Consider the following 22528-nt stretch of genomic DNA (forward strand, 5'->3'; position numbering starts at 1 on the left):
TTTAGACCAAGGCGAGGTGGCTGCCATGAAGCATTTACGCAAGGCTTTTGCTCATCACCGATTCATCAGGCGTGGACCTGAAGCCTCCAGGGTGCCAAACGAACCCCAGACCACACCCAACGCCACAACGGCGGCTCATGAGGCGGCCAGGGTTTCACCGCCCTGGTCTCGATACAAACCGGCTTTTACAACTGAACCCGATACTCCTCCCGGGTTCATTACCCTGTGGGACGAAACCGATCGTATGACACAGCATCCCGACACCACCCCTTCCGCCTGAAAGCAGCTGAAATGAATAAAATCCCACACATATATAGCAAAATGATCTAAAATATTTTTCCTCCCGATTTACCCACGATCTGTTAATAAAACGAAACATTGATTTTAGCCTGTGTCTTTAAAACTGGCACACACTCCAGTCCAATATAAATAAAACTGTTTCATAGACTAAACATAAATCTATTATTATCCCCAGGACTGTAACAATAATGAATCAGTTTTCATTTATGTACGCTGGCTGAATCAAATTACCCGCCTTAACTCCCGTTTTTATGCTTGTTATGATCCGCTCCCAACATTCATTGTTAAACACCTTTTACATACGACAAACGTCTTAATCCGAAAACGCCCCCTGACATAAACCGGGCGACTCGGCATCCGCCACCCCCCCATGGCCGATTATTTTATTTCATGATATTCAGGAGACATCTATGCGCCTTAACCGGCCTCTTGTTGCTCGTTCATTGATAACCGCCAGTCTCACCGCAGCGCTGGGCACTCTGACGCCCAGCATTGCCACTGCATCGCCTTCTTTACACGCTGCACCAGCAGCCCATGCCGCCACCTCGACAACTGACGAGGCACGGCAGCAAGCCTTTGGCCATACCCAAGCACTGATTGCCCTGCAAAAACGCTGGTCACAGGCCCACGGCAACGCAAAAGCACGGCTGCACGAGCAACTGATCACCAAGGCCGAAGAACGTCGCGCCACCCTGCAAGCCCTGGTTGAGCAACACCCGGCCATCATTAACAGCGCTGCGATTCCTGCCCGTAAACAGGCAGGCCTGCCGGCTGATGTACTGTCTCTGCTGGAACAGGAGGTCGAGCTGCAGGGCACCCTGGAAGTCTTCTACGAAGACCGCCCCGACGGCTCTCATCGCCTGCGCCATTTTGTGAAAACACCTTTTGGTGAACGTTTCAGGATCCACCCCGGAAAACGTACCCCCGCGTTGAAACAGGGTGATGAAGCCATCATCCGTGGTGTGCTGCTGGCACCGGACCCTCAGGACGACACGCTGAACGATGGCAGCATTGCCGCATCAGAAACCACATTGATGCTTGCAGCCGGCAGTGAAAGCACCAGCAGTGGCACGCTGGCCGCCAACTCTGACACCTTCGGCAAGCAGTCCACTCTGATCGTGAATATCAATTTTGCCGACAATACCGACCAGCCCTGGACGGTCGCTCAGGCCGACAGCATGGTGTTTGGCACCGTCGATCAGTTCATGCGCGAAAACTCGTTTGGCCAGACCTGGCTTGAAGGCCAGGTAACCCCCTGGCTGACTCTTCCCGTCAGTCAGGCTTCCTGTGATACCACCGCCATTCTGGATGCAGCCAAGGCCGCCGCAACCGACGCCGGTTATGACCTGAATGCCTATAACCGCCGCATCTTCGCTATGCCCTATGTATCGTCCTGCCCGTTTTCCGGTGTAGGCTCTGTTGGCGGCAGTCCGTCCTCCACGCTGATCAACGGCTCCATGGACTTGTATACCCTGGCCCATGAACTGGGCCATAACCTGGGCCTGTACCATGCTCACTCACTGGACTGCGGCGACGCTTCGATCGGTACCGACTGCACTGCAAGCGAGTACGGCGACAGTGTTGATATCATGGGACAAAGCCAGGGGCACTTCAGCGCCTACCAGAAAGAACGCCTGGGCTGGCTCGACAGCAGTCAGCTGCACACGGTGACCAGCAGCGGACTGTACGACCTTGAGCCCTATGCCGATGCTCAGGGAACCGGTATCAAGGCTCTGAAAATACCCAAGGGTATCGACAGCGCTTCCGGCAAACCAAGCTGGTACTACCTGGAATATCGTCAGGCACAGGGATTCGACAGCATTTTCCAAAACAACACCAATCTGCAGAATGGCGTGGTTCTGCGCACCGGTGTAGAAGACCGTGGCGATACCAGCTTCCTGCTCGATATGACGCCCAACAGTGCAACATCCAGCTATGCCGATCGTCAGGACCCGGCGCTGGAAACAGGCCTGGTGTTTAATGACCCAGAAGCCAGTCTCGCCCTGGCCACCGAATGGGTCGACGGCAATATCGCCAGCGTCAATGTCCAGCTGGACGGCGAAGTGACTATCCCTCAGTGTGTTCCCGCCAACCCCAAACTCAGCGTAACGCCCGGTGAAAGTGCCTGGGTGCCCGCAGGTACCCGCGTGACCTACACCCTCACCCTGACCAATCAGGACAGCCCTGAGTGTGCCGCCAACAGCTTCGCTCTTGGCAAACAGGTCCCATCCGGCTGGAGCAGCAGCCTTGCGCAGACCGCGCTGACACTGCAGCCTGGTGAGAGTGCAGAGACCACGCTGAACGTCACCTCAAGCAGCAGCGCCATTGACGGTTTCTATACAATCGATATCAATGCCGATGCCAATGGATATGGCACCCGTCACCAGGTAACCTATGTTGTCGATAACCCGGTTATCGAGACCACTGATCCGACTGACCCCGTCGAGCCGGTTGATCCTGTAGAACCGGTGGAGCCCAACCAGTCACCCGTGGCCAACAACGACAGCGCCGCCACGGCTGCCGATACCCCCGTGGTGATCGACACCCTGGCCAATGATTATGACCCTGAAGGCAGTGCCTTGAAGATCGTCAGCTTCACTCAGGGCAGCAAGGGTACTGTACGTCTCAACGCCAATGGCACATTGACTTATACCCCGGGCAAACCCTTCAAGAAGGATGACAGTTTCAGCTATACCATTTCGGATGGCGAAAAGACTGCCAGCGCACAAGTCTATGTGCAGCGGCTTGCCAACAGTTCAAGCACTACCACTTCCGGCAATAAGGGTAAGGGGAACAACAAGTAACCCTGCCCTTCATAAACTGACAGGCCGCAGCGGATTGCTCCGCTGCGGCCTGTCCCTCTTCAAGGGCTAGTGCCTAGTCACCGTTGGTGTATGGGCACAGCATGTTGTTGTTATAGCTATCCAATATACCGGCCAATTCTTTGGCAGTCTGAGCCAAAGCCTTGTTCGGTCCTTTCGGTTTATTCAGATAGTCACCGGTGCCGGTGAAGTTGATATCAGCCAACAGCTGCTCGGCAGCCATTTTGGCGTCCATCAGCTCCGGACAGGTACCGGCTGCAGCAGCCAGGTTCAGCTGTACCGCCATCAGCTGGGAAGCCAGAGCATACGCCGCATCATTGGCTTTCTTACGACCATCGCCAACTGCAAACGGGTCCTGGTAGTCACGTTTGTCGAGGATGTCGACACCCACGGCACACTGAGTGACTTCCATTTCCGGATGCAGGAAGATCGGCAGGAATTCATCCAGAATGTTGTAGAACTCCGGATCGGTCATCCAGCGATCATACTGGTTGCCCTTGCCGTCACAACTGGTCCAGTTTTTCCAGAAGCCGATGGTGTGGGCCTTGCCACCTGGAGGCGGTGTATTGTCCACATCAAACTGCTCGGTTTCACCGGCACTCAGCGTAAAGGCGGCACATTCACCCATGTAGTCCTCGCCCTGGTGCCACGGATACCAGACCAGAGGCCCATCCTGACTACTGCCGGTCAACATCCAGCCTGGCTGAACATCAAGCTCGCAGAACTCGTACTCATCCGGTACCAGTTTGGCCATGCCATCGACATTCAGACATACACTCGGATCGGCACCGTCAAGGCAGCTGAAGGCTGCAAAGCCGGTGATCGGGTCTGTAGTGCCCTGAGCGACAGCACTGCCGCCGTGCAGGATCTGGAAGTCAAAGGCCGGATACATGCCATTCGGCGCCATGCCGGATACGGTTTTCAGCACTTCCGCCATGCCACGCTTGGTGTTTTCGAACGTACAGGTGACGTATTCGCCCGGTTGCACGTTGAAGACGGCCATATGATCAACACCTTCACTATCCATCACCTTGCTTTCCTCACAGGTGATATTGGTCAGGTCCCAACCCTCAGGCACCGTTTCTTCACTGGTGTACTGGGCTTCCATGACGATTACACCATCTTCCTGAGTGAACGCCTGCACCGCCAGATATTCAGGCATGCCGGGCAAAGAGCCGCCATGTCCGATACTGCCTGACAGATCGCCTTCAAACGTGAAGTCACCTTCGGCGCCTGCCGGTACGGTGTGTTTGACCAGCTTGATCCAGGCCTTGCTCACGTTGGTGTAGTAGCACTGCACCAGCTCGCCATCATCGATGCTGACGGATATGGCACCACTGCCCAGATCAACCTGAGTCGTGTTGCCGTCCACTTCATGCGGGTCCTCACATGACAGCTCGGTCAGATCCCAGTCCGCCGGGATGGTTTCGGCAATGTTGTAGACACCTGCCTCAAGACCCACAAACGTCTGGCTGGCGACATATTCGCCTTCAGTCATGGTCATCAGCGAGAACACGCGATCACCGGTATAATCGAAGGTGCCCAGACCGCCATAGGTCCGTTTATGTACGATCAAACGACCAGGAGCGGCACGTTTGGTGTTCACGTACGTACAGGTCACCTCTTCACCGGCATTCAGGTTGATGGTCGCCATGTTTTCAAACTCGAGAACCCCCTGGTCCTCATCAAGACAGGAAACATGAGTCAAACCGAACAGGTCCGGCATACCGCTTTCTTCGACCGTATAGGTCCCCGGCATCAGTCCATCGAAGGTTTCACTTTGCTGATCCCCCGGATTGGCATCCGAGAATTCCCAGCTGCCACCGGCAAGTGCTGCATTGAAATCATAGCCATCGACATTATCGCCACCGGAGAACAGGAAGGCGCCACTCAGATCCAGGAAGGAGCTGCCCTGTATTTCCTTCACAATAATGATTTTGGCCAGTCGAGTGTTTTCGAATTGGCACATGTAGGTGTAACCGGCACTATCCGGCAAATCAACGGTGAACAGGCAGCTGCCTGCTTCTTCATCCGCACCATCACCCGATACGCCGGTCAATACCCAGCCTTCCGGTATGTTGATTTCCTCAATGGTGTATTCACCCTCAAACAGGGCGACGGGCTCGCCGTCCACCAGGAACTGTGCATTACCGTCACCATCAGACACCGCTTCAACACCGGCACCCAGGCCTGGGCCTGTCAGCAGGAAGCTGAAGCCTGCCGGGCTTTCGGTATCCGGCACGGTGACCTTGATGGCCATGGCAGAAGCCGGTTCAGCCTGGTTGTCGAAGGTGACAGCACCCTCACAGCTGGGCAGATAGATCTCGGCATACTGGTCCTGATCCATACTGAAGCCATCGGAACCGGACACTTCGACCACTCGGTAGGTGGAATCCGGATCAAGCCCCGCGACAACAGCATGGTTCTCCTGCTGTCCCGGACCAAAGCTGATCTGGACACCCTCTTCCACCAGCACATCCGGTCCATCTGTCAGGCGATAGACATCAAAGGTGAACGTGGCACTTTCACCTTCGTCCAGCATCAAGTCGATGGTTTTGTGGATGGTCAGACTGACGGTCGGGTCATCCGAGAACGTCACTTTGGCATCGGCCACCAGCGGCTCGCCGGCATCCGAAGCCATCAGTGTTGCCACATCAGGCAACTCACCGTAACTGTCGACCGGCTCATCCAGATAGATGGTCTGGCGTAACTGAACACTGCCACTGGTGCTTTGCTCACCCGAATTCCAGGCAACCTCTCCAGTCGTCATTTCACCGGCATAGCCGTTCAGGAAGCTGCCAATCGGAGCACCTTCAAACGCAACGGTATACTGATAACCGGCCCCGTCATCAGCCATCGGGCCAATCAGGTCTGTAATCACCGCCGTATTGTTGGTGACATTACCGCTGGGCTGAATATCGGCTGTAGCAGTCGCTTCCTTGTTGCCAGGTACTTCAATCACGTCCTCACCGACCACAACCTCATAGGTGGCCACGGCGATATCATGCAGATTGGTGACACCTGCCGCTACCGTCAGCTTGGGCAGCTCAATAACCGCCGTACCGCTGCCTTCATCATTCGCTGCGGGTACCGTTTCAACCACCATCTGTTCATCCAGAATGCCTTCACTGCCTCCATAGGTGCCATAGACGGTATCGGTCACGGTGACCTTGACCGGCAGTTTGGCCGGGTTGGTCAAATAGATCGTAGTGTAGATATCCACCATCCCCGGCGTGCCCGAATCCTTGGTCCAGGTGATCGTCATCACCGTTGATTCGGTCAGAGGGTCATCCCGTTCGCAGGTATCGCCAAACGGCAGGTGTATTGAGCCGGGTTCCTTCATCAGGTTCCAGCTATAAATGGTGTCCTGCCAGGCCATCATATCCTTGCTCATTTCCTGAGGCAGGATATCAGCCACCGGCAACTGGATACGTTTTTCACCGATGTTGGAGTTATCGAAAAACTCGTTCCACAGGTTGGATTGCAGGGATGAGCCACTGAACTCGCTGGCCCCCAATGACAAGCGCTGGGCATAGTCGTAAACACAGGTTTCTCCCGCCTGCATGTCCGCCTCAATCAGACGATAAATGCTGACATCGGCCCCCCCGACCCCGTCGGTCAAGGCCCAGCCGGCACCGGAATCAACCTCTTTACAGCTGCCGTCGGACAAGTCGGTATTCAGTTTCAGCGGAGTAATATCATCCCACCCGGTTTGAGTACCGTTATTGGGCTGATAGTCCCCTGCCACGACGAAGTTGAATACCTGGTCACCGTTCCCGTTCGCCAAGGTTACGCGGTGGGGCACATAGTCCAGCTCGGCCCACTGCTTACCCAGGTTACCCGTTGTATATCCGCTTTTCTGTGCACTGGGTGCAATACAGATTAGGTTGGCTTGATCATAGGTTGCCCCCGTTTCCAGACGACAACCTTCCAAGGTAAAGCCAATTTGAACTGGCGTAACAGCCTGAGCGCCCCAGGACATCATCAGTGTGATCAATGCCAAGGGTAGCCAAAGCAGCTTGCGCCAGTTAATGGCATAAGCATTTCGGGACAACATGTCCCACCTCCTCCGGCCTGCGTGTTTCAGGTTCACGCCTGCCGACCTGTTCCATCTCCCCTTGCGACCGGTAGCTGATTGCGGCTTTGGCTCACTGCTCGGTTTTCCTTCAGCTCCGATACCCCACAGCCTGTGTAAGCACTGCAGCAGTAAGCATCACAATGGCTTGATGAATAGTTGAGAATCGAGGCTGCGCCTCACCCCTCTACCACCGGACTCGTACCACTTTCCCCAACGGGATGAATCCGGCGTCATTCAATCGCCAAAGCCGCATGGTGACCTGTTTAATTCAAGGAATGTGCCAACCTTATAACTAGCTGTTTAATAAAGGTTTTATGGTTTCATTCAGATAGTTACGAGCGACGGGGTTAACAAGCGACCGAGCCAAATAGCCACAGCCAGGAGGCAAGACATTGAAATTAAAGGCATTAGTACAAAATGACAGGGTTGTAAGGCAAAACTGACAGGGGTACCAACAATAAAACAGGCCCGGCAATTGCCGGGCCTGACCTGACAACGGGCGTTTATCTCAGGGGCGATCCGGCGCTCGAGGCGGCAGTTCCAGCCCTCTCAGCTTGTTTTGGTATTCGCGGGTCACGGCGCGAGCATCGGCTGTGTCGGTCACCGCCGTGGGTGTGATCATTACCACCAGCTCGGTACGATTAATGCTTTTGCCACGGCTGCCAAAGGCCCAGCCCACAACCGGCATATGTCGGAGGTAGGGTACGCCTTCGCTGCCGTTGCTGCGGTTTTCCTTGATCAGTCCGCCCAACACAAGAGTTTCACCGCTTTGCACTGCCACACTGGTATTGATCCGACGTTGCACAATGGTGGGGGAATCAATGGTAGAGCTGGTGGTTTCTTCAGCCACATCGTTCACCTCCTGAGTAATATCCAGCACCACCATGCCACCCGCATTGACCCTTGGCGTCACTTCCAGCAGGACACCGGTATCTCGATACTGAATGGTACTGGTGGTGTTCAGGTTGTCGCTGGCGGTATTGGTGGTCGACGATGTACGTATCGGTACCTGATCACCCACGCGAATTTCCGCCGTATGATTGTCCAGTACCATCAAGGAAGGCGAAGACACCACATTGAGCCGGGAATCGGAGGCCAGCATGTTCAACAGCGCCCGCGTCTGGCCCGCCTTGAATACTTCGAAGGTCGCGGTCTTCAGCGCGTCTGCCGCCGCCTGCGAGAAGCTTCCCAGCGTGCCGGTTCCGCTGCTGCTGTTACCCAGATGACTCTTGAAGAACCAATTAAGACCATAGCGCAGCTCATCTTCCAGCGAGACCTCGACAATGGTTGCTTCAACCAGCACCTGCAAGGGCAGTACATCCAGCTTCTGAATGGCCCGGTATACCTTGTCGTAGTCGGTCGGTGAAGCCATAATCAGCAGCGCATTATTCTCGATATCGGCAATGATTTCGACATCGCCGACATCCAGACTGGCCGGACTGGCACCGCGCATATCAGTGCGCGCGGCAGCTGCCCCATCCTCACCGTCACCCTCCGTCTGCACCGATGATACAACCGGCTGCGGTGAGGTGCCTGTACGCTCGGCCCGAGCACGACGCTGGCCCGTAAACAACTCGCCCAGCATATCGGCCAGATTCTCGGCTCGACCATTCTGAACATAGTAGACATACATCCCCAACCCCTGGGCTCCTTCTGTCCGGTCCAGACGTCGAATCCAGGCTCCGGCATCGCGCAGGTATTTTTTCTGCGGTGTAATCACCAGCAGGGCATTCAAGCGTTCGATGGGCAGAAAACTGACGACTCCCGCCAACGGGCCTTCCGCAGAATCGCCAAAGATCACTTCCAGCTCACTCATCAGCAGCTCGGGGTCGACCGCCTGCAGGCGAAACAGCCCTACCGACATGCCCTGCAACTGGTCGACATCAAACGCCTTGATGGTTTCCTTCAGGTTGATAAGTTCCGCCTGCGTTCCGGCCAAAGTCACCATATTGCGGCGAACATCCGCCTCCAACAGCCCCTGAGCGGGCTTCATGGGCTCCAGGATCTTGACCATTTCCTGAGCTCCGATGTAACGCAGCGGAATCACCAGCATTTGGTAACCACGGTCTGCGCTCAAGTTTGCCTTGAGACTGACCGTTCCCCCGTTGATGCTATCGATCGGCAGTACTTCATAAAAATCCCCCTGATCGATCAGAGCGGCACCATTGACCTGCAACAGCTTCTCCAGCGTCGGGATCAGGGCATCACGATTGATCGGGCGTACCGTCTGCATGTTGGCTACGCCCCGCACACGGTCATCCAGGATATAGTTCACCTGGAGAATATCGCCCAGCACGGTACGCACTATTTCGCTGATCTCGGCATCCTGAAAATTGAAGGTAATATCACCATTGATGGGCTCGACCTGGGGGCGTTCACTCAAATCCACAAAGGTGCCGGTCCCGGTGTAATATTCGGCATTCGGCACCGACTCTCCGGCGATACCGGGCTGTTCCGCCGAGAACCGATCCGGTACGGTAGCCGCACCGTCCGGAAGCGGCACACCTTCGGATGGCCCTCTGGACACGCCATATCCAAACACATCGGCCTCACGCCAGGGGCTGTCAAGGGCATTGGTATTCTGTGCACTGTCCAAAGCACAGGCACTCAACGCCAGTACTATACAGCCGAGCACCAGCAAACGTGCTCCTGACCAACCGGCCCGGTGGTGGTCCCGGCTTGGAACACAGTGATTATTCATTGGACACCTCCTTGGGCGGTGGCTGGTCCGGTGCCATCCCGGATGCTCGGCTGCCACTCCCGTTTTTTATACGATCCGAACGCCGCTGTACGGGCCCGGTATCTCTCGGTTCTCGCAATACCAGCTGCACTTCAACATCACCCGCCTGTAGCCGCACGGCATTCTGTTCAATCGCGATTAATACCCAGCTGTCATCCAGCGGCATGCCGGTACCAAGGACACGTTGCAGCCCTCCGTTACGTTGCTGTAACAGTGCCCTGAATTCGCTACCGACCAGCAGGATGCCCGTCAGTTGCCACTGTGCTTTCAACTCCTCGGCCGTTGCCTGATCCGGTGCGGGACCGGTATCAACGTCGGGACTGCGGCTGGGCGAAAACAGTGGTCGTTCCAGAATTTCATCGAACTGCCCCAGCGACGGTGCCGGCGGCAACTGCAGGTCGGGTACTCCCGGAGCGGCCTGGGTATCTGACCTCGTCAGGCCCGGCAGCATCATCAGCAACAGCAGACATACCAGCCGATACCGCATGCGTATAGCATTCATGGCGTCCCCCCCTCTGCGGCATATCCGGTTACATTCAGCCGCACATCCAGCTGATGGGGCCTGGTATCGGTACTGCGCGCCAGTCGAGTCCGGCTCTGCGCACGGGGGTTGGACAGCAAAGTGATACTATCGATAAACAGCAGCGGCTGGCCTGACTCCAGTTGGTACAGCAATCCCACCAGCGCAGTCAGTTCGGCACGGAGATGCGCCTGAACGGCCACCGGCTGCACCGTTTCCGATGCATCGGTATTAAGAATTTGAGTACTGACCACCTGTACCCCGCTCTGCCCGGCCCGGCTGTGCAGCAGTTGCTGCAACCGAGCAGCGGCCAGTGCCGGAGTCGTTTCATCCAGCAGCCATTCTGTGACCGGTGTCGCTGCCTGCAAGGCCTGCAGGTGCTCCTGTTCCTGTGGCAGCGCATCGATCAAACGCTGGTACACCTCAATACGCGTTTCCAGTCTTTCAATGGCATCGGCCGTACCGAACCAGTGTTGCCACAACGGCAACAACAGTATGCGTACCAGCAGCAGTAGCACCAGCGCCAGCAACCCAACGGCCAGCCAGCGACTGCGACGCGGCGACAGTGTATTCATGGCTGCACCTCCCGTACGATTTGAGCACGAATGCCGAAGCGTTCCTGACCGGAGCGGGGGTTGACGGTCACGGGCGAGGTAAACCCGACGCTTTCCAACAGCGCCGAGCCTTCCAGCCGTCCGATCAGGCCGGATGCATTGGCCGATTCGCCCTGCATCTGAATTTCACCGTTCTCCAACTCCAGACGGTTCAGCCAGGTATTATCGGGCAGTAGCCGAGTCAACTCGTTCATCACCGCAAGAGGAGATATCTGTGCCTGATGGCGTTCATACATAAAACGCCATCCCTGCTCCAGATCACGTGCCTCTTCACGCACGGCCTGCGCCTGTTCTGCCTGCTGTCTCAAGGGCTCCACCCTGTCCTGCAGAGCCTGCAGCCGCTCCTCCTGACGATAGAACAGCAGCATCAACAACAGTATCGGCACGACCAGCAGCGCCAGGGACCAGCGTGCCTGTATCGGCCTGGGTGGACGCTGCGCAACCGGCAGCAGATTCAGCCGGTTGCGCAGGTGCGTATCGACCTCGCAGCCCTCCGGGATCAACCAGACGGGCTGTAGTCCGGCCCGTTGCAGAACATTCAACAGTTGTTCACGTCGTATGTTGGGCAGGACGAAGAGCTCAACGTCGATACGCTGTGCAGCCCGGTTACGATGTACGATCCGGTAACTGTAGCTGGCCTGATCGGCACTGAAAGGGGTATGTCGATCCAGCTCGAACCCCAGCACTGAGGCCAGGCGCGGCTCCGTGGCTGCGGGCAACTGTATAACCCGATGCAGCAACTGATCTCGAGCCAGCACCACCAGCAAGGGCGTACGCTTGCGCCCCTGCTGCTGCCATGACTTCAATGCCGGATGCCCTGCCAGCCGGTCCGTTTCGATCTGCAGCTTGTCACCACCCTGTTCAAACCGGAACGAGTCACCGGTATAAGTGAGCCGGCGGACACGTGATTGCAGCTGCCGACGCCAGCCTGCCGGTATCAGGGCTTCCAGTTCTGTACGCCACCAGCTCCAGAACACCTTGATGCGACTGGCCACCAATAACAGCCTGCCTGCCTGTGTTCTCATCATCGGCCCTCCTCTGTCGGATCTCCCAACGGGATTTCAATCGGCAAGGCATGCTCCGGCGTCAGCCGCATCTGTGCACCCTGCCTCAACAGCAAGACAGCACGCCGTACCCGTACCCTCTCTCCCTGCCGGGCTTCCACATCCACGCGGTAGTGCAGCCCGCTGCGCCGCTCCGCACTATAGGGCGCCGCATTAAATGGCAACTCGGGGATCGGCTGCCCGGCTGCCCGCGCCTCTCGCCGCTGCCTGATATACTGACCAACCACATGCGGACTGGCGTTGGGCAGGGCCATCAACACCTCGAAGGACGCCAGCTTGGGGTTCACCGTCTGCACCCGTGTAGACAACGTCAGGTGAGGCAACATGTAGTGATAAACCTCGGGCGTTATGCCCAACACTCGGTTCAGCTCCTGCAGTGACACAAAGGGACGGTTACCGGGGCCTTCAGACCACCCTGCCGCTCGATACTGCTCGCTTTCGGCGCCATTGAGCCGTACCAGATCGTCAGCATCCCGCCAGTCTTCAATGGCCGCGACCAGCTGTGCCCGCAAACGGCTGTCTTCCTGCACCGGCACCAGCAAGGCATCCAGCAGCTCGGCCGGTGCCAGATTCAGGTCCAGCTTGCCGCTCTCATCCTGCAGCCGAACCCCGACCTGCATATCGTCGAGCCACATCCAGTGCACCTGGCCATCCGCCAGCCAGGCGCCGGCCGGTGGCTGCTGCAGGTTCCAAAGTGCCCAGGTCATGCCCGCATCATTCGCCAGCCCTGCCTGCATGCCGTACTCCAGGTTCAAGGTCTGTCGGCTGAAACTTCGTGCCCCCAAAGACAGGTTGGTCGCAATCAGGCTCAGCAAGGCCAGCACCCACAGCACGGTGACCAGGACAACGCCCCGGCATGGTTCTCGCCCTGCTCCTGACCGATCAACGCTGCCGCACTGCATGGTTGTATTCCTCCAGCACAATAGCCAGGGGCGGCCAATACCCCTTGACAGGGGGTGACTCCGACTCCGTCACCCTCACCTCAACCAGGCGTGGCAGGCGCGGCTGGTCAATCCAGTCCGAACGGACAACCGGGAGCTGATCCGGTTGTTCCCAGTACTGCATTTCCAGCTGCCCATCGCCCAAAGACATCAGTGGATATTCATCAATCTGGATATCCGCACCCTCCACTCCGACCTCATCGACGGCAAACAGCCGATTCCAGTCCACGGCTTCTTCCTGATCAAAGAGGCGGATCGCGAGCATCAGCATTGACCTCCCCTGTTCCTCTCGCTGGTACAGGCGGTACCAGTACAGCGCCCCGGACGGACCGCTGTCCCGTCCCGGAGCCATGAATATCAGCTCGTCACGATCCCCCCAAAACGTCGACAGCACCTCACCATTCGGGCCGCGTACTCGTCTGCTCAGAGCCTGTGATATCCAGTCGCGCAACCGCTGCTGCAGCAATGCCTGTTCACTGACCTGCTGCTGGTAGCGTTCGCTGCTGTCCCAGCTGCGGGTACTTAACCGCAAGCCACCGAACAACAGCATCATGATCAGCCCGGTCAACACCAGCGCGATCAGCAGCTCTATCAACGTAAATCCTCGCGCGGCCGACCGACTCATGACGCGACCCCCAATCTCAGGGTCGTCAGCTGTACGGCGATAGCCTCACCTCGGTACACCGTCAGCGTGATGCGATAGACTTGGCCGCCTGCATCCATTTGCGCCTGCCCCCGTTCGGGCCAGGTGAACGCGCCGACCTCCAGCGACCAGTGGAAGTCGCCCCGCTCAAATGCGCCCTGCTCAGTGCCCGGCACCAGGTTGCGCCGCGCCAGAATTCGATCCAGCTGAGAACGCCCCAGCATCAGTGCCTGCTGTCGCTCGGCCGCACGCATGCCGATATTCAGTGCTTGTGCATTGAGTCTCATCACCACCCCCAACAGAGCGGACAGAATGACAAAGGCCACCAGCACCTCCAGTAGCGTGAAACCGGCACTGCGCGACGGATGGTCAGCCATCAATCACCACCCTGCCCGTCAGGGCTTCAACCTGAATCCTATACGGGCGCTCTCCCGTCCGGCTCAGGGTCAAGGTTCCGCCGCTGCTGCTGCCATCCGGATAAAACACCAGACTCGGTGCAGCCATCCCCTGCTCGCTTCCCCCCGGAGCGGCCGCGACGGTCAGCATCACCTGAATCCCGTCCGGCCAGGGCAATACTTCTGATGCATTCAGACGGTATGAGTGCTGCTCGGCCACCACTTCCAGAGTTTGCGCTTCAAACCGAACCAGCGCCTCGCTGCGTCGCTCACGCAGCAGGGCCGCGCTCTGTTGAGCAAACCCCTTCAGCTCCGCGCCCGGCAGTACCTTGCCGATATTCGGGGCGACCAGAGCCAGCATCAGCGCCGCAATCACCAAAACCACCAGCAGCTCCAGCAGTGTCATGCCCACCAGATACGCCCGACAGCGGGCATTAATCCCAGCTGCGCACATCCTGACTCTCCCCTTCACCGCCCTCACGTCCGTCGGCGCCCATTGAATAAAGGTCGTACTCACCGTGTTTGCCCGGATACTGGTAGTGATAGTCATTCCCCCAGGGATCCTTGCGTACGACGCTTTTCTTCAGATAAGGGCCATTCCAGTTGCGCGTACCATTGGGCGCACTGACCAGTGCTTCCAGTCCTTCACCGGTACTGGGGTAGGCGCCCACCTCCAGCCGGTACAGATCCAGTGCGGCTCCCAACTCTTCGATCTGAAGTGCAGCGGTTCGTGTTTTCGAACTGCCAACATGACGTAATACCTGAGGTCCGACCAGACTGGCCAGCAGGCCCAGAATCACCAGTACAACCAGCAACTCCAGCAGCGTAAAACCCGCCTGACATGAACCCGAACATCGATTCTGTCGTTGCATGACATTAACCTCGCAAGTTCAAAGCGGTAGCTCGTTGATCGACATGATGGCCACCAGAATCGACATAATGATGCCGGCGATCATCAACCCGAGACCGACTATCATCAGCGGCTCCAGCACCGTCAGCATGCGCTGGATACTGACGCCGACCTCGCGGTCATACAGATCGGCAACTTTCAACAACATGGCATCCAGCCGTCCGGTTTCCTCACCAACCCGAATCATCTGAATCGCCAGCAGCGGCATACAACCACTGGCTTGCAGGGGATCAGCCAAACGACGACCGGCGCGGACCTCTTCGGCCGCCTGACGCACCCATTCGGCCAATTGCCGGTTACTCAGCGTATCCCCTGCGATCGCCAGGGCGCTGACCATGGGCACGCCCCCACGCAGCAACGTACCCAGACTGCGGCTGAAACGAGCGGTTTCCAGCTGCCGACTCAACTCGCCGATCCAGGGCAGTTCCAGCTGTAACCGGTCTCGGCTGCGACGCACTTCGGGATTGCGCAGATAGCGTTTCAGCCCGATACTCGCCAACACCATGCCGATCAGGACGAACGGACCGAACACCTGAACGAAATCCGCCATGGCCATCACGACGCGTGTCGCCAGCGGCAGCGCCTGCCCCATATCGGCGAACAGCTGCTCGAACTGGGGAATGACATAAGTCAGAATGATGATCAGGGAGAGGATGGCGACCAGCAGCAGAATCATTGGGTAGAGCAGCGCCGACATTACCTTCTCGCGTAGCGCCTGGCTGCGCTCCAGATAGGCCGCCATGTCTCTCAGCCCTTCATCCAGACTGCCCGCACTTTCCGCTGCATGCACCATGCTGACGTAAAAGGACGAAAACCGGCCATCCTGCTCCTCCAGTGCCTTCGACAGCGAACGGCCCTTCTGTACCCCGCTCTGAATACGTTTGAGCAGCGCCTGCTGTTCCGGCTCCGGGCTGACCTGCAACATGATGCTCAGCGCCCGATCGAGTGACAGCCCCGCATGCATCAGTTCCGCCAGCTCCTGAGTAAACTGATACACACGCTGCTGGGCCTGTCCCTTGCGCTCCAGCGTCAGCCAACGACTGATGTCCGTCCCCTGCCCTGCGGGCTCTATGCGCAACGGAATCAGACCCTTGACCTGCAATTGGCGCACCACACTGTCGCTGTCTCGCGCTTCCAGCTCTCCCTTGAGCTCTTCACCCTCCTGAGTCAGCGCGAGATACGTGAACTGGGCCATGATCAATTACTCCTGCGTGACGCGAATCACTTCTTCCAGGTTAGTCAGCCCCTGCACTGCCTTCATGCAGCCATCTTCATACATGCTGCGCATCCCCGCCGCCCGTGCGGCAGCCTGCATCCGCCCCGCATCCGCATGGTCCAGAGCCAAGCGGCGGATCTCGTCATTCATCTGCAGCAGCTCATGAATCACCAGACGCCCGTAATAGCCCGTACCCTGACAATGTTCACATCCGGCTGCACGCCACAGTTGTACCGGGCGCCCGGCTGGCGCGAAGCGTGCCAATTCCATATCGCGTTCCAGCTCCGGCCGGGCATCATGGGCCTCTCGGCAATGAGGACAGAGCTTGCGCACCAGACGCTGGGCCAGCACTGCATTCAGGGTTGACGTCAGCAGGTAGTCTTCTACCCCCATTTCCAGCAAACGGGTGATACTGGACACCGCATCATTGGTATGCAGCGTTGACAGCACCAGGTGGCCCGTCAGCGCCGATTGCACACAAATACGAGCGGTTTCAAGGTCTCGTGTTTCCCCGACCATGATCACGTCCGGGTCCTGACGCACGATGGAGCGCAAGGCATTGGCAAAGGACAGTCCGATGGAGGACTGCACCTGAATCTGATTGATACCTTCCAACTGATATTCCACCGGATCTTCCACGGTAATCAGTTTGCGCTCGTGGGTGTTGAGCTGATGCAGGGCGGTATACAGGGTAGTTGTCTTGCCGCTGCCGGTCGGGCCGGTCACCAGGATCATGCCGTTGGGAATCGCCAGCAGTTCATCCAGCTGACGGCGGCAGTCCTCGGTAAATCCCAGCGACTCGAAATCAAAGGAGATGCTTTCGCGATTGAGCAAACGCAGCACGACACTTTCACCGTGCATGGTAGGAACGGTGGATACACGCATATCCAGGTCCTTGCCCTGAACCCGCATTTCGATACGCCCATCCTGGGGCAAACGCCGTTCGGCAATGTTCAACCGAGCCATGATTTTGACGCGCGAAATCACCGCCGGCGAAAGCTGCACCGGCGGCGCTTCACTATCCTGCAGCACTCCGTCGATGCGATAGCGCACTTTCAGCTGATTTTCGAACGGCTCGATATGGATATCGGAGGCACGGGCCGCCACGGCGCGTTGGATAATCAGATTGACCAGACGAATCACCGGTGCGCCACTGGCCATGTCCAGCAGCTCTTCCAGACTTTCTTCCTGCTCCTCCGCAGGCGACACATCGGCCAGGATATCGCCCATCTGGCTCTGGCCTTCGCCGAACAGCTGATCCAGCACCGGCATCATTTCCGAGCCCAAAGCCAAACGGGGCTGCACCGGCAGATCCCGTGCCATGGCGACGGCATTGATCACGAACGGGTTGAGCGGATCAGACATGGCCAGTGGCAAGCAGCCATTTTCGATCTGCAACGGCAGTACCTGATGCTCTCGCATGAAGCGCTCGCTCAGACCCGGCGCAGGGTCACAACGCTCGCTCAGTATCGCAGCGGACACCAGAGGTTCATGCAGATATTCTGCCAGCGCAGTGGCCATGTCACGCTCGGACACAAGCCCCAAACGAACCAGAAGAGTCGGCCAAGACAGAGGCTCGACCTGGGAAGTGCGCATTTGCGTTACGCGTTCAATATCACTGCGGCTGACCAGGCCTGCGCTGATCAGCCGGTCTACAAACACCCCTTCAGGGTCCTGCTGCCGGGAAGTTGCCACATCTGTCATTTCATTCCTCCTCGTCTGCTGCTGCAGACTCAGAGTATGAAAATGGTACCAACCTGCCTGTTTTAAGTACCCCCTGAACGCACCGCCATTACGCTTTGCACGCTACGTCTATCCAATACTATAGACACTAATCGAACAACTGTTAGGCAAGTGGAGTGTATATTTTTCGATACGACACAGGTCCGAGACCACCCTGTTGCAATACGTTAACAACACATCGGCAGCCTCTGACAAGAGAGTGATTACAGCTCTTCGGTGGGGGGACAGTCACCGAAGATACGCTGCTTGCAGACGGCACAGCGATCCGGCTCCAGCTGTGCGATCAGAGCGGCAATGGCCGAGCGCGGCGTTTCATGGAAACGCTGCTCCCCCAAAAGCTTGAGCGCCCCCGTTCGCTCCAACTCATCCACCACCGTGCCCTTCAGTGAGCTGAACAGAATATCGCCGCTCATCATATGCAGGCGATTAATCTCCTGATGCAGCATTTCCACTCCGGCCACATCGATGAAATTGATCCCCTTGCCAATCAAAAGGATGTGTTTCACTCCGCTGCCCGGAGCTGTCAAGCGGCGAATCTCCTGCTGAACATGGTCCACGGCACCAAAGAACAGCGAACCATCCACACGGATGATTTTCAGCTGCGGACACTCTTCCAGCTGATAACGCCGAATATTACGGATATGGCGACGCTCGCTCTGCTGCAATGGCGCCACCTGAGTAACGCGAGGTTGGGATGTACGGCGCAGGTAGAGCGCCAGTGACAGCATGACGCCGATATAAATGGCGAACTCCAGTTCAACCAGCAGCGTCGACAGCAGGGTTACCAGCAGAATTGCCGCTTCGGCACGACTGCTGGACAGGATGTGGCGTATGCTCTTGAAATCAATCAGACTCCATGCAATCAGCAGGATGGAACCGGCCATGACGGCCAAGGGAAGACGAGCCGTCAACTGTGGTACCGCCACCACGACCAGAGCCAACAGTATGGCGGCAAACACGGCTGCCATCGGCGTACGGGCACCCGCATCATAATTGGCTCCCGAACGGGTAAATGAACCGGTACTGGCATAACAGGCAAAAAAGCTGCCAACCACGTTGGACAAACCCTGCCCGATAAACTCCTGATTACCATCGATCTGCTGATGCGAGCGTACGGCAATGGCACGCGCAATCGACACCGCTTCAATCAACCCCAGCAGCGCCACCGCCAACGCACCCGGCGCCAGCATTTCCAGAGTGGCAAAGGAAAATTCCGGCAGCTCCGGCTGCGGCAAGTCACCCGGCAAGGCCCCCACGTATGCCACCGCATTCCCGGCCGGATCAAGCCAGTAGCAGAGCAGACTGCCGACGCCCATGCCCATCAACAGGTGCGGCCACTTGCGGTTAAGCCTGCGCACGAGGACGGCCACCACCAATGTTGCCAGCCCCGCCTGCAAGGCTACCGGGTTCAGCCCAGCGAATTCGGCCATCAAGTGTTCCAGGGTCGCCAGCACTGACAACCCGTCGGGCAGCTCTACCCCGAACAGATGTTGAAGTTGACTGACGGCAATCAATATCGCGGCTCCGGCAGTGAAACCGATCACCACCGTGTGAGAAATGAAGTTGACCAGACTGCCCATACGGAACAGCCCCAGCATCAGCTGAATCAGCCCCGTCAGCAGGGTCAGGCTGATCACCAACCCCACATACTGCCCAGTGGAAAAATCACCCAGCCCGCTGACAACACTCATGACCACGATCGACAGTGCTGCCGTCGGGCCCGAAACAAGATGCCAGGACGATCCGAACAGAGAGGCCACCACCGCCGAAACCATGGCAGTATAGAGGCCGTACTCGGGCGGCAGTCCGGCAATAAAGGCGTAGGCCACGGCTTGCGGCAACACCAGCACCATGCCGGTCAGCCCGGCGATGAAGTCGGCTTTCAGGTTGTCCGACGTGACCCGGTCACGCCAGCGCAGAAAGGGTAACAGTTTGTCGGTCAGGGCTGACATCAAACGGAATCCACACAGCTCATCGAAGTGGGCGTTATAGTGGCAGTTTCAGGGGTAATAAACAAAAAGACACTCGCCATAAAGGCGAACGCAGAAGGAGATGGCGCATACCGGCGGCAGACGCCGCCAGTATGCGAATGCCGCGATCAGGCCGCCGGCAGAGGAACAATCAGGACCGGACGCTTGGAGTGTGTCAGGGTCTTGGTTGCGGTGGAGCCCATCAACATCTGCCCCAGGGCGCTATGCTTACGGGTTCCCATGACGATCACATCCGCCTTGATTTCGTCGGCGATCTCAAGAATCTTGCGCCAGGGCGTGCCTTCTTCCACACGGGCATCAATGTTCTTGAGACTGAGAACTTCATGTTCTTCCAGTTCATCGGCACAGAAGCGCTCAATACGATCACGAATACGCTCGCTCAAGGCTTCAACGCCCTTTTTCAGCATGTCGTCAATCTCTTCCTGCTCCATCATGTTGCTAAGCACACTGCGGGTTGTGCCCGACAGAGACTCAATCACATGCAGGTAAGTAATCTGCGACTCGGCATAATGCCCACACAGGCTTACGGCCGCACGAAACGCGGGGCGAGAGCCCTTTTCAAGATCAGAGACGTACAGAATTTTTTTCACATCATGGAACATACTTCTACTCCTCTACCCACGCAGAACGGACAAAGTCGCACCGCTTAGCGGTACAGCATTTCCGGCAGGAACAACGCGATCTGAGCGACAAACACGATCAGCATCAGGCGCACGATATCGGCACACCAGAACGGGGTTACGCCCTTAAAGATGGTGCCCGTTTTCACATCCCTTAATACTGCACTGAGTACGAACACATTCATACCCACCGGCGGAGTGATCAGACTGATCTCGGTCACGACCACGACAACGATTCCGAACCACACCAGGTCATAGCCCAGACTGGCCACCAGCGGGTAGAACACCGGCACCGTCAACAGCATCATCGACAGGCTTTCGAACACCATGCCCAGCACGATATAGATGCCCAGAATCGCCAGGATCACACCCATCGGCGGCACATTCATGGAGGACACCAGCTCCAGCAGCATCGTCGGTAGACCGGCACGGTTAATGAAGTCGGAAAAGATCAGGGCACCGATCACCACCGCAAACAGCATTGCCGAGGTCCGCGCCGTATCGGCCAGCGTCTCGAACAGGTTGCGCAGGGTCATGCGGCCACGGAACAGGGTAATCAGGAAGGCACCACCGGCACCGATGCCGGCCGCTTCGGTCGGAGTGAAAATCCCCAGATAGATACCACCCATGACCACCGTGAACAGTACCAGGACACCCCAGACGCCTTTCATGGCCTGCAGGCGTTCCGGCCACTCGGTCTTTTCACCGGCCGGACCGGCACTGGGATCACGCCAGACCACATAGCGCACCGCCACCAGGTACAACAGGATACCGAGAAGGCCCGGTATGAAGCCGGCCGCGAAGAGTTCACGAATGGAGGACTCGGTCAACAGACCGTAGATCACCAGGATCACGCTGGGCGGAATCAGGATACCCAGGGTGCCGCCGGCGGCAATGGAAGCCGTGGCCAGCGCGTCGGAATATCCGTACTTGCGCATCGGCGGCATCGCCACCTTGGACATGGTGGCGGAGGTCGCCAGGCTGGAGCCACAGATGGCGGAAAAACCGCCACAGGCCACAACAGTTGCCATCGACAGGCCGCCCTTGCGGTGGCCCAGAAAGGCGTTGGACACCGCATAGAGTTCCTGAGACAGGCCCGAGCGAGTGACCAGGTTACCCATCAGGATAAACAGCGGAATCACCGACAGGCTGTATTCCTGCACGGTGTCGATCACGCGGTTGGACGCCATCGACAGCGCCCCGGTCCAACGGAAGTTGGCAATATTGCTCAGCTCCAGGCCCTGCAAAAAGGCAAAGCCGAAGAAGCCGACGATCCCCATGGCAAATGCAATCGGCATCCGCACCACGATGATCAGAAACAGGAGAACGGCAAAGCCGATCAGAACTACGGACATAATCGAGATACCTGTATCCGGTTCGGGTTAGTCTTGATCCTGAAACAGGATGCGATAGACGCCATAGGTGATCATGCCAAGGGCCGTGGCCCAGCTCATGATCGCGATGTACTGCACGATGTAACCGCTCGGCATCGCCAGAAACTCGGTCACGACACCTCGACGAATGGAGCGTTCGCCCAACTCGAAGATACGCAGTGCCAGAAAGTACAGGGACGATGACATGACCAGCGCCGCCAGCAACGACAGTACCTTGACGATCTTCGAACCCAGAAAACGGTCCAGCAGGTCAACCACGATATGACCGCCCCGCCAGGTTATGACCGGCATCGCCGCAAACACCATCACCGCCAGACCGATCTCGGTCATCTCGGTGCCGCCATGAATGGGACTGTTAAACAGATAACGGCCAAAAACGTCGACACAGGTCAACGCCATCAGAAAGAACAGTACGCTTGCCGACACCACTTCGAGAAAAAAGGCCAGCCAACGGACCGGCCCCTTCTCGTCATAGTGCGCTTTCAACCAGGCACCAAACGACATGGATTACTCCTGCTTTTGCGCTTCGTACTCACG

The 22528-nt window shown here is 57.5% G+C and carries 18 protein-coding genes; 2 read left to right on the plus strand and 16 right to left on the minus strand.

Annotated elements, in window-relative coordinates; genetic code table 11:
* Positions 1-25 precede the first annotated feature (25 nt).
* Both H1S06_RS04120 and H1S06_RS04125 read left to right on the plus strand, forming a co-directional pair.
* Positions 26-280, plus strand: a complete 255-nt coding sequence (locus H1S06_RS04120; RefSeq protein WP_181737518.1) for a hypothetical protein — start codon at positions 26-28, stop codon at positions 278-280.
* Between the two features lie 430 nt (positions 281-710).
* Positions 711-3104 carry an Ig-like domain-containing protein gene (locus H1S06_RS04125; RefSeq protein ID WP_181737520.1) on the plus strand — a complete coding sequence of 798 codons (2394 nt, stop codon included), beginning with the start codon at positions 711-713 and terminating at the stop codon, positions 3102-3104.
* 73 nt (positions 3105-3177) lie between these two features.
* Here H1S06_RS04125 and H1S06_RS04130 read toward each other — a convergent pair whose 3' ends face one another.
* From H1S06_RS04130 to H1S06_RS04205, 16 genes are all read right to left on the minus strand, one after another.
* Complete coding sequence (locus H1S06_RS04130) at positions 3178-7179, minus strand: MSCRAMM family protein (RefSeq protein WP_181737522.1); 4002 nt, start codon at positions 7177-7179, stop codon at positions 3178-3180.
* 529 nt (positions 7180-7708) lie between these two features.
* Positions 7709-9901 carry a type II secretion system secretin GspD gene (gspD, locus tag H1S06_RS04135; RefSeq protein WP_181737524.1) on the minus strand — a complete coding sequence of 731 codons (2193 nt, stop codon included), beginning with the start codon at positions 9899-9901 and terminating at the stop codon, positions 7709-7711.
* A complete protein-coding gene (locus tag H1S06_RS04140) occupies positions 9894-10442 on the minus strand; it encodes a hypothetical protein (RefSeq protein ID WP_181737526.1) in 549 nt (182 codons plus the stop codon). Before H1S06_RS04140 ends, gspD begins: the two co-directional genes overlap by 8 nt.
* Complete coding sequence (gene gspM / locus H1S06_RS04145; protein ID WP_181737528.1) at positions 10439-11035, minus strand: type II secretion system protein GspM; 597 nt, start codon at positions 11033-11035, stop codon at positions 10439-10441. Before gspM ends, H1S06_RS04140 begins: the two co-directional genes overlap by 4 nt.
* On the minus strand, positions 11032-12102 hold the full coding sequence (locus tag H1S06_RS04150; protein ID WP_181737530.1) for a PilN domain-containing protein: 1071 nt from the start codon (positions 12100-12102) through the stop codon (positions 11032-11034). Before H1S06_RS04150 ends, gspM begins: the two co-directional genes overlap by 4 nt.
* Complete coding sequence (locus H1S06_RS04155) at positions 12099-13040, minus strand: type II secretion system minor pseudopilin (protein ID WP_181737532.1); 942 nt, start codon at positions 13038-13040, stop codon at positions 12099-12101. Before H1S06_RS04155 ends, H1S06_RS04150 begins: the two co-directional genes overlap by 4 nt.
* Positions 13021-13704: a prepilin-type N-terminal cleavage/methylation domain-containing protein gene (locus H1S06_RS04160; protein ID WP_181737534.1), complete on the minus strand. Its 684-nt coding sequence runs from the start codon at positions 13702-13704 to the stop codon at positions 13021-13023. Before H1S06_RS04160 ends, H1S06_RS04155 begins: the two co-directional genes overlap by 20 nt.
* Positions 13701-14099, minus strand: coding sequence for a type IV pilus modification PilV family protein (locus tag H1S06_RS04165; protein WP_181737536.1), 399 nt, complete (start codon positions 14097-14099; stop codon positions 13701-13703). The genes H1S06_RS04160 and H1S06_RS04165 overlap by 4 nt, the downstream gene beginning before the upstream one ends.
* On the minus strand, positions 14092-14571 hold the full coding sequence (locus H1S06_RS04170) for a GspH/FimT family pseudopilin (protein ID WP_181737539.1): 480 nt from the start codon (positions 14569-14571) through the stop codon (positions 14092-14094). Before H1S06_RS04170 ends, H1S06_RS04165 begins: the two co-directional genes overlap by 8 nt.
* Positions 14552-14989, minus strand: a complete 438-nt coding sequence (gene gspG / locus H1S06_RS04175; protein ID WP_181737541.1) for a type II secretion system major pseudopilin GspG — start codon at positions 14987-14989, stop codon at positions 14552-14554. The genes H1S06_RS04170 and gspG overlap by 20 nt, the downstream gene beginning before the upstream one ends.
* An 18-nt stretch (positions 14990-15007) precedes the next feature.
* Positions 15008-16222: a type II secretion system F family protein gene (locus H1S06_RS04180; protein ID WP_181737543.1), complete on the minus strand. Its 1215-nt coding sequence runs from the start codon at positions 16220-16222 to the stop codon at positions 15008-15010.
* Positions 16223-16228: 6 nt separating this feature from the next.
* On the minus strand, positions 16229-17947 hold the full coding sequence (gene gspE / locus H1S06_RS04185) for a type II secretion system ATPase GspE (protein ID WP_181737546.1): 1719 nt from the start codon (positions 17945-17947) through the stop codon (positions 16229-16231).
* A gap of 242 nt (positions 17948-18189) precedes the next feature.
* Positions 18190-19938 carry a SulP family inorganic anion transporter gene (locus tag H1S06_RS04190; protein ID WP_181737548.1) on the minus strand — a complete coding sequence of 583 codons (1749 nt, stop codon included), beginning with the start codon at positions 19936-19938 and terminating at the stop codon, positions 18190-18192.
* Between the two features lie 146 nt (positions 19939-20084).
* On the minus strand, positions 20085-20579 hold the full coding sequence (locus tag H1S06_RS04195) for a universal stress protein (protein ID WP_181737550.1): 495 nt from the start codon (positions 20577-20579) through the stop codon (positions 20085-20087).
* Positions 20580-20623: 44 nt separating this feature from the next.
* On the minus strand, positions 20624-21952 hold the full coding sequence (locus H1S06_RS04200) for a TRAP transporter large permease (protein WP_181737552.1): 1329 nt from the start codon (positions 21950-21952) through the stop codon (positions 20624-20626).
* Between the two features lie 27 nt (positions 21953-21979).
* Positions 21980-22495 (minus strand): TRAP transporter small permease, encoded by a 516-nt coding sequence (locus tag H1S06_RS04205; protein ID WP_181737554.1) that lies wholly within the window; start codon positions 22493-22495, stop codon positions 21980-21982.
* Between the last annotated feature and the right edge of the window lie 33 nt (positions 22496-22528).

Origin of the sequence: Marinobacterium marinum, assembly GCF_013868415.1 — a bacterium.
GTDB lineage: Bacteria > Pseudomonadota > Gammaproteobacteria > Pseudomonadales > Balneatricaceae > Marinobacterium > Marinobacterium marinum.

Coding starts and splice junctions, on each gene's coding strand:
- H1S06_RS04150 (WP_181737530.1), bottom strand. CDS start 12,102: ATGATGAGAACACAGGCAGGCAGGCTGTTATTGGTGGCCAGTCGCATC.
- H1S06_RS04165 (WP_181737536.1), bottom strand. CDS start 14,099: ATGGCTGACCATCCGTCGCGCAGTGCCGGTTTCACGCTACTGGAGGTG.
- H1S06_RS04200 (WP_181737552.1), bottom strand. CDS start 21,952: ATGTCCGTAGTTCTGATCGGCTTTGCCGTTCTCCTGTTTCTGATCATC.
- H1S06_RS04140 (WP_181737526.1), bottom strand. CDS start 10,442: ATGAATGCTATACGCATGCGGTATCGGCTGGTATGTCTGCTGTTGCTG.
- gspM (WP_181737528.1), bottom strand. CDS start 11,035: ATGAATACACTGTCGCCGCGTCGCAGTCGCTGGCTGGCCGTTGGGTTG.
- gspD (WP_181737524.1), bottom strand. CDS start 9,901: ATGAATAATCACTGTGTTCCAAGCCGGGACCACCACCGGGCCGGTTGG.
- H1S06_RS04205 (WP_181737554.1), bottom strand. CDS start 22,495: ATGTCGTTTGGTGCCTGGTTGAAAGCGCACTATGACGAGAAGGGGCCG.
- H1S06_RS04120 (WP_181737518.1), top strand. CDS start 26: ATGAAGCATTTACGCAAGGCTTTTGCTCATCACCGATTCATCAGGCGT.
- H1S06_RS04160 (WP_181737534.1), bottom strand. CDS start 13,704: ATGAGTCGGTCGGCCGCGCGAGGATTTACGTTGATAGAGCTGCTGATC.
- H1S06_RS04180 (WP_181737543.1), bottom strand. CDS start 16,222: ATGGCCCAGTTCACGTATCTCGCGCTGACTCAGGAGGGTGAAGAGCTC.
- H1S06_RS04155 (WP_181737532.1), bottom strand. CDS start 13,040: ATGCAGTGCGGCAGCGTTGATCGGTCAGGAGCAGGGCGAGAACCATGC.
- gspE (WP_181737546.1), bottom strand. CDS start 17,947: ATGACAGATGTGGCAACTTCCCGGCAGCAGGACCCTGAAGGGGTGTTT.
- H1S06_RS04170 (WP_181737539.1), bottom strand. CDS start 14,571: ATGTGCGCAGCTGGGATTAATGCCCGCTGTCGGGCGTATCTGGTGGGC.
- H1S06_RS04195 (WP_181737550.1), bottom strand. CDS start 20,579: ATGTTCCATGATGTGAAAAAAATTCTGTACGTCTCTGATCTTGAAAAG.
- H1S06_RS04190 (WP_181737548.1), bottom strand. CDS start 19,938: ATGTCAGCCCTGACCGACAAACTGTTACCCTTTCTGCGCTGGCGTGAC.
- H1S06_RS04130 (WP_181737522.1), bottom strand. CDS start 7,179: ATGTTGTCCCGAAATGCTTATGCCATTAACTGGCGCAAGCTGCTTTGG.
- H1S06_RS04125 (WP_181737520.1), top strand. CDS start 711: ATGCGCCTTAACCGGCCTCTTGTTGCTCGTTCATTGATAACCGCCAGT.
- gspG (WP_181737541.1), bottom strand. CDS start 14,989: ATGCAACGACAGAATCGATGTTCGGGTTCATGTCAGGCGGGTTTTACG.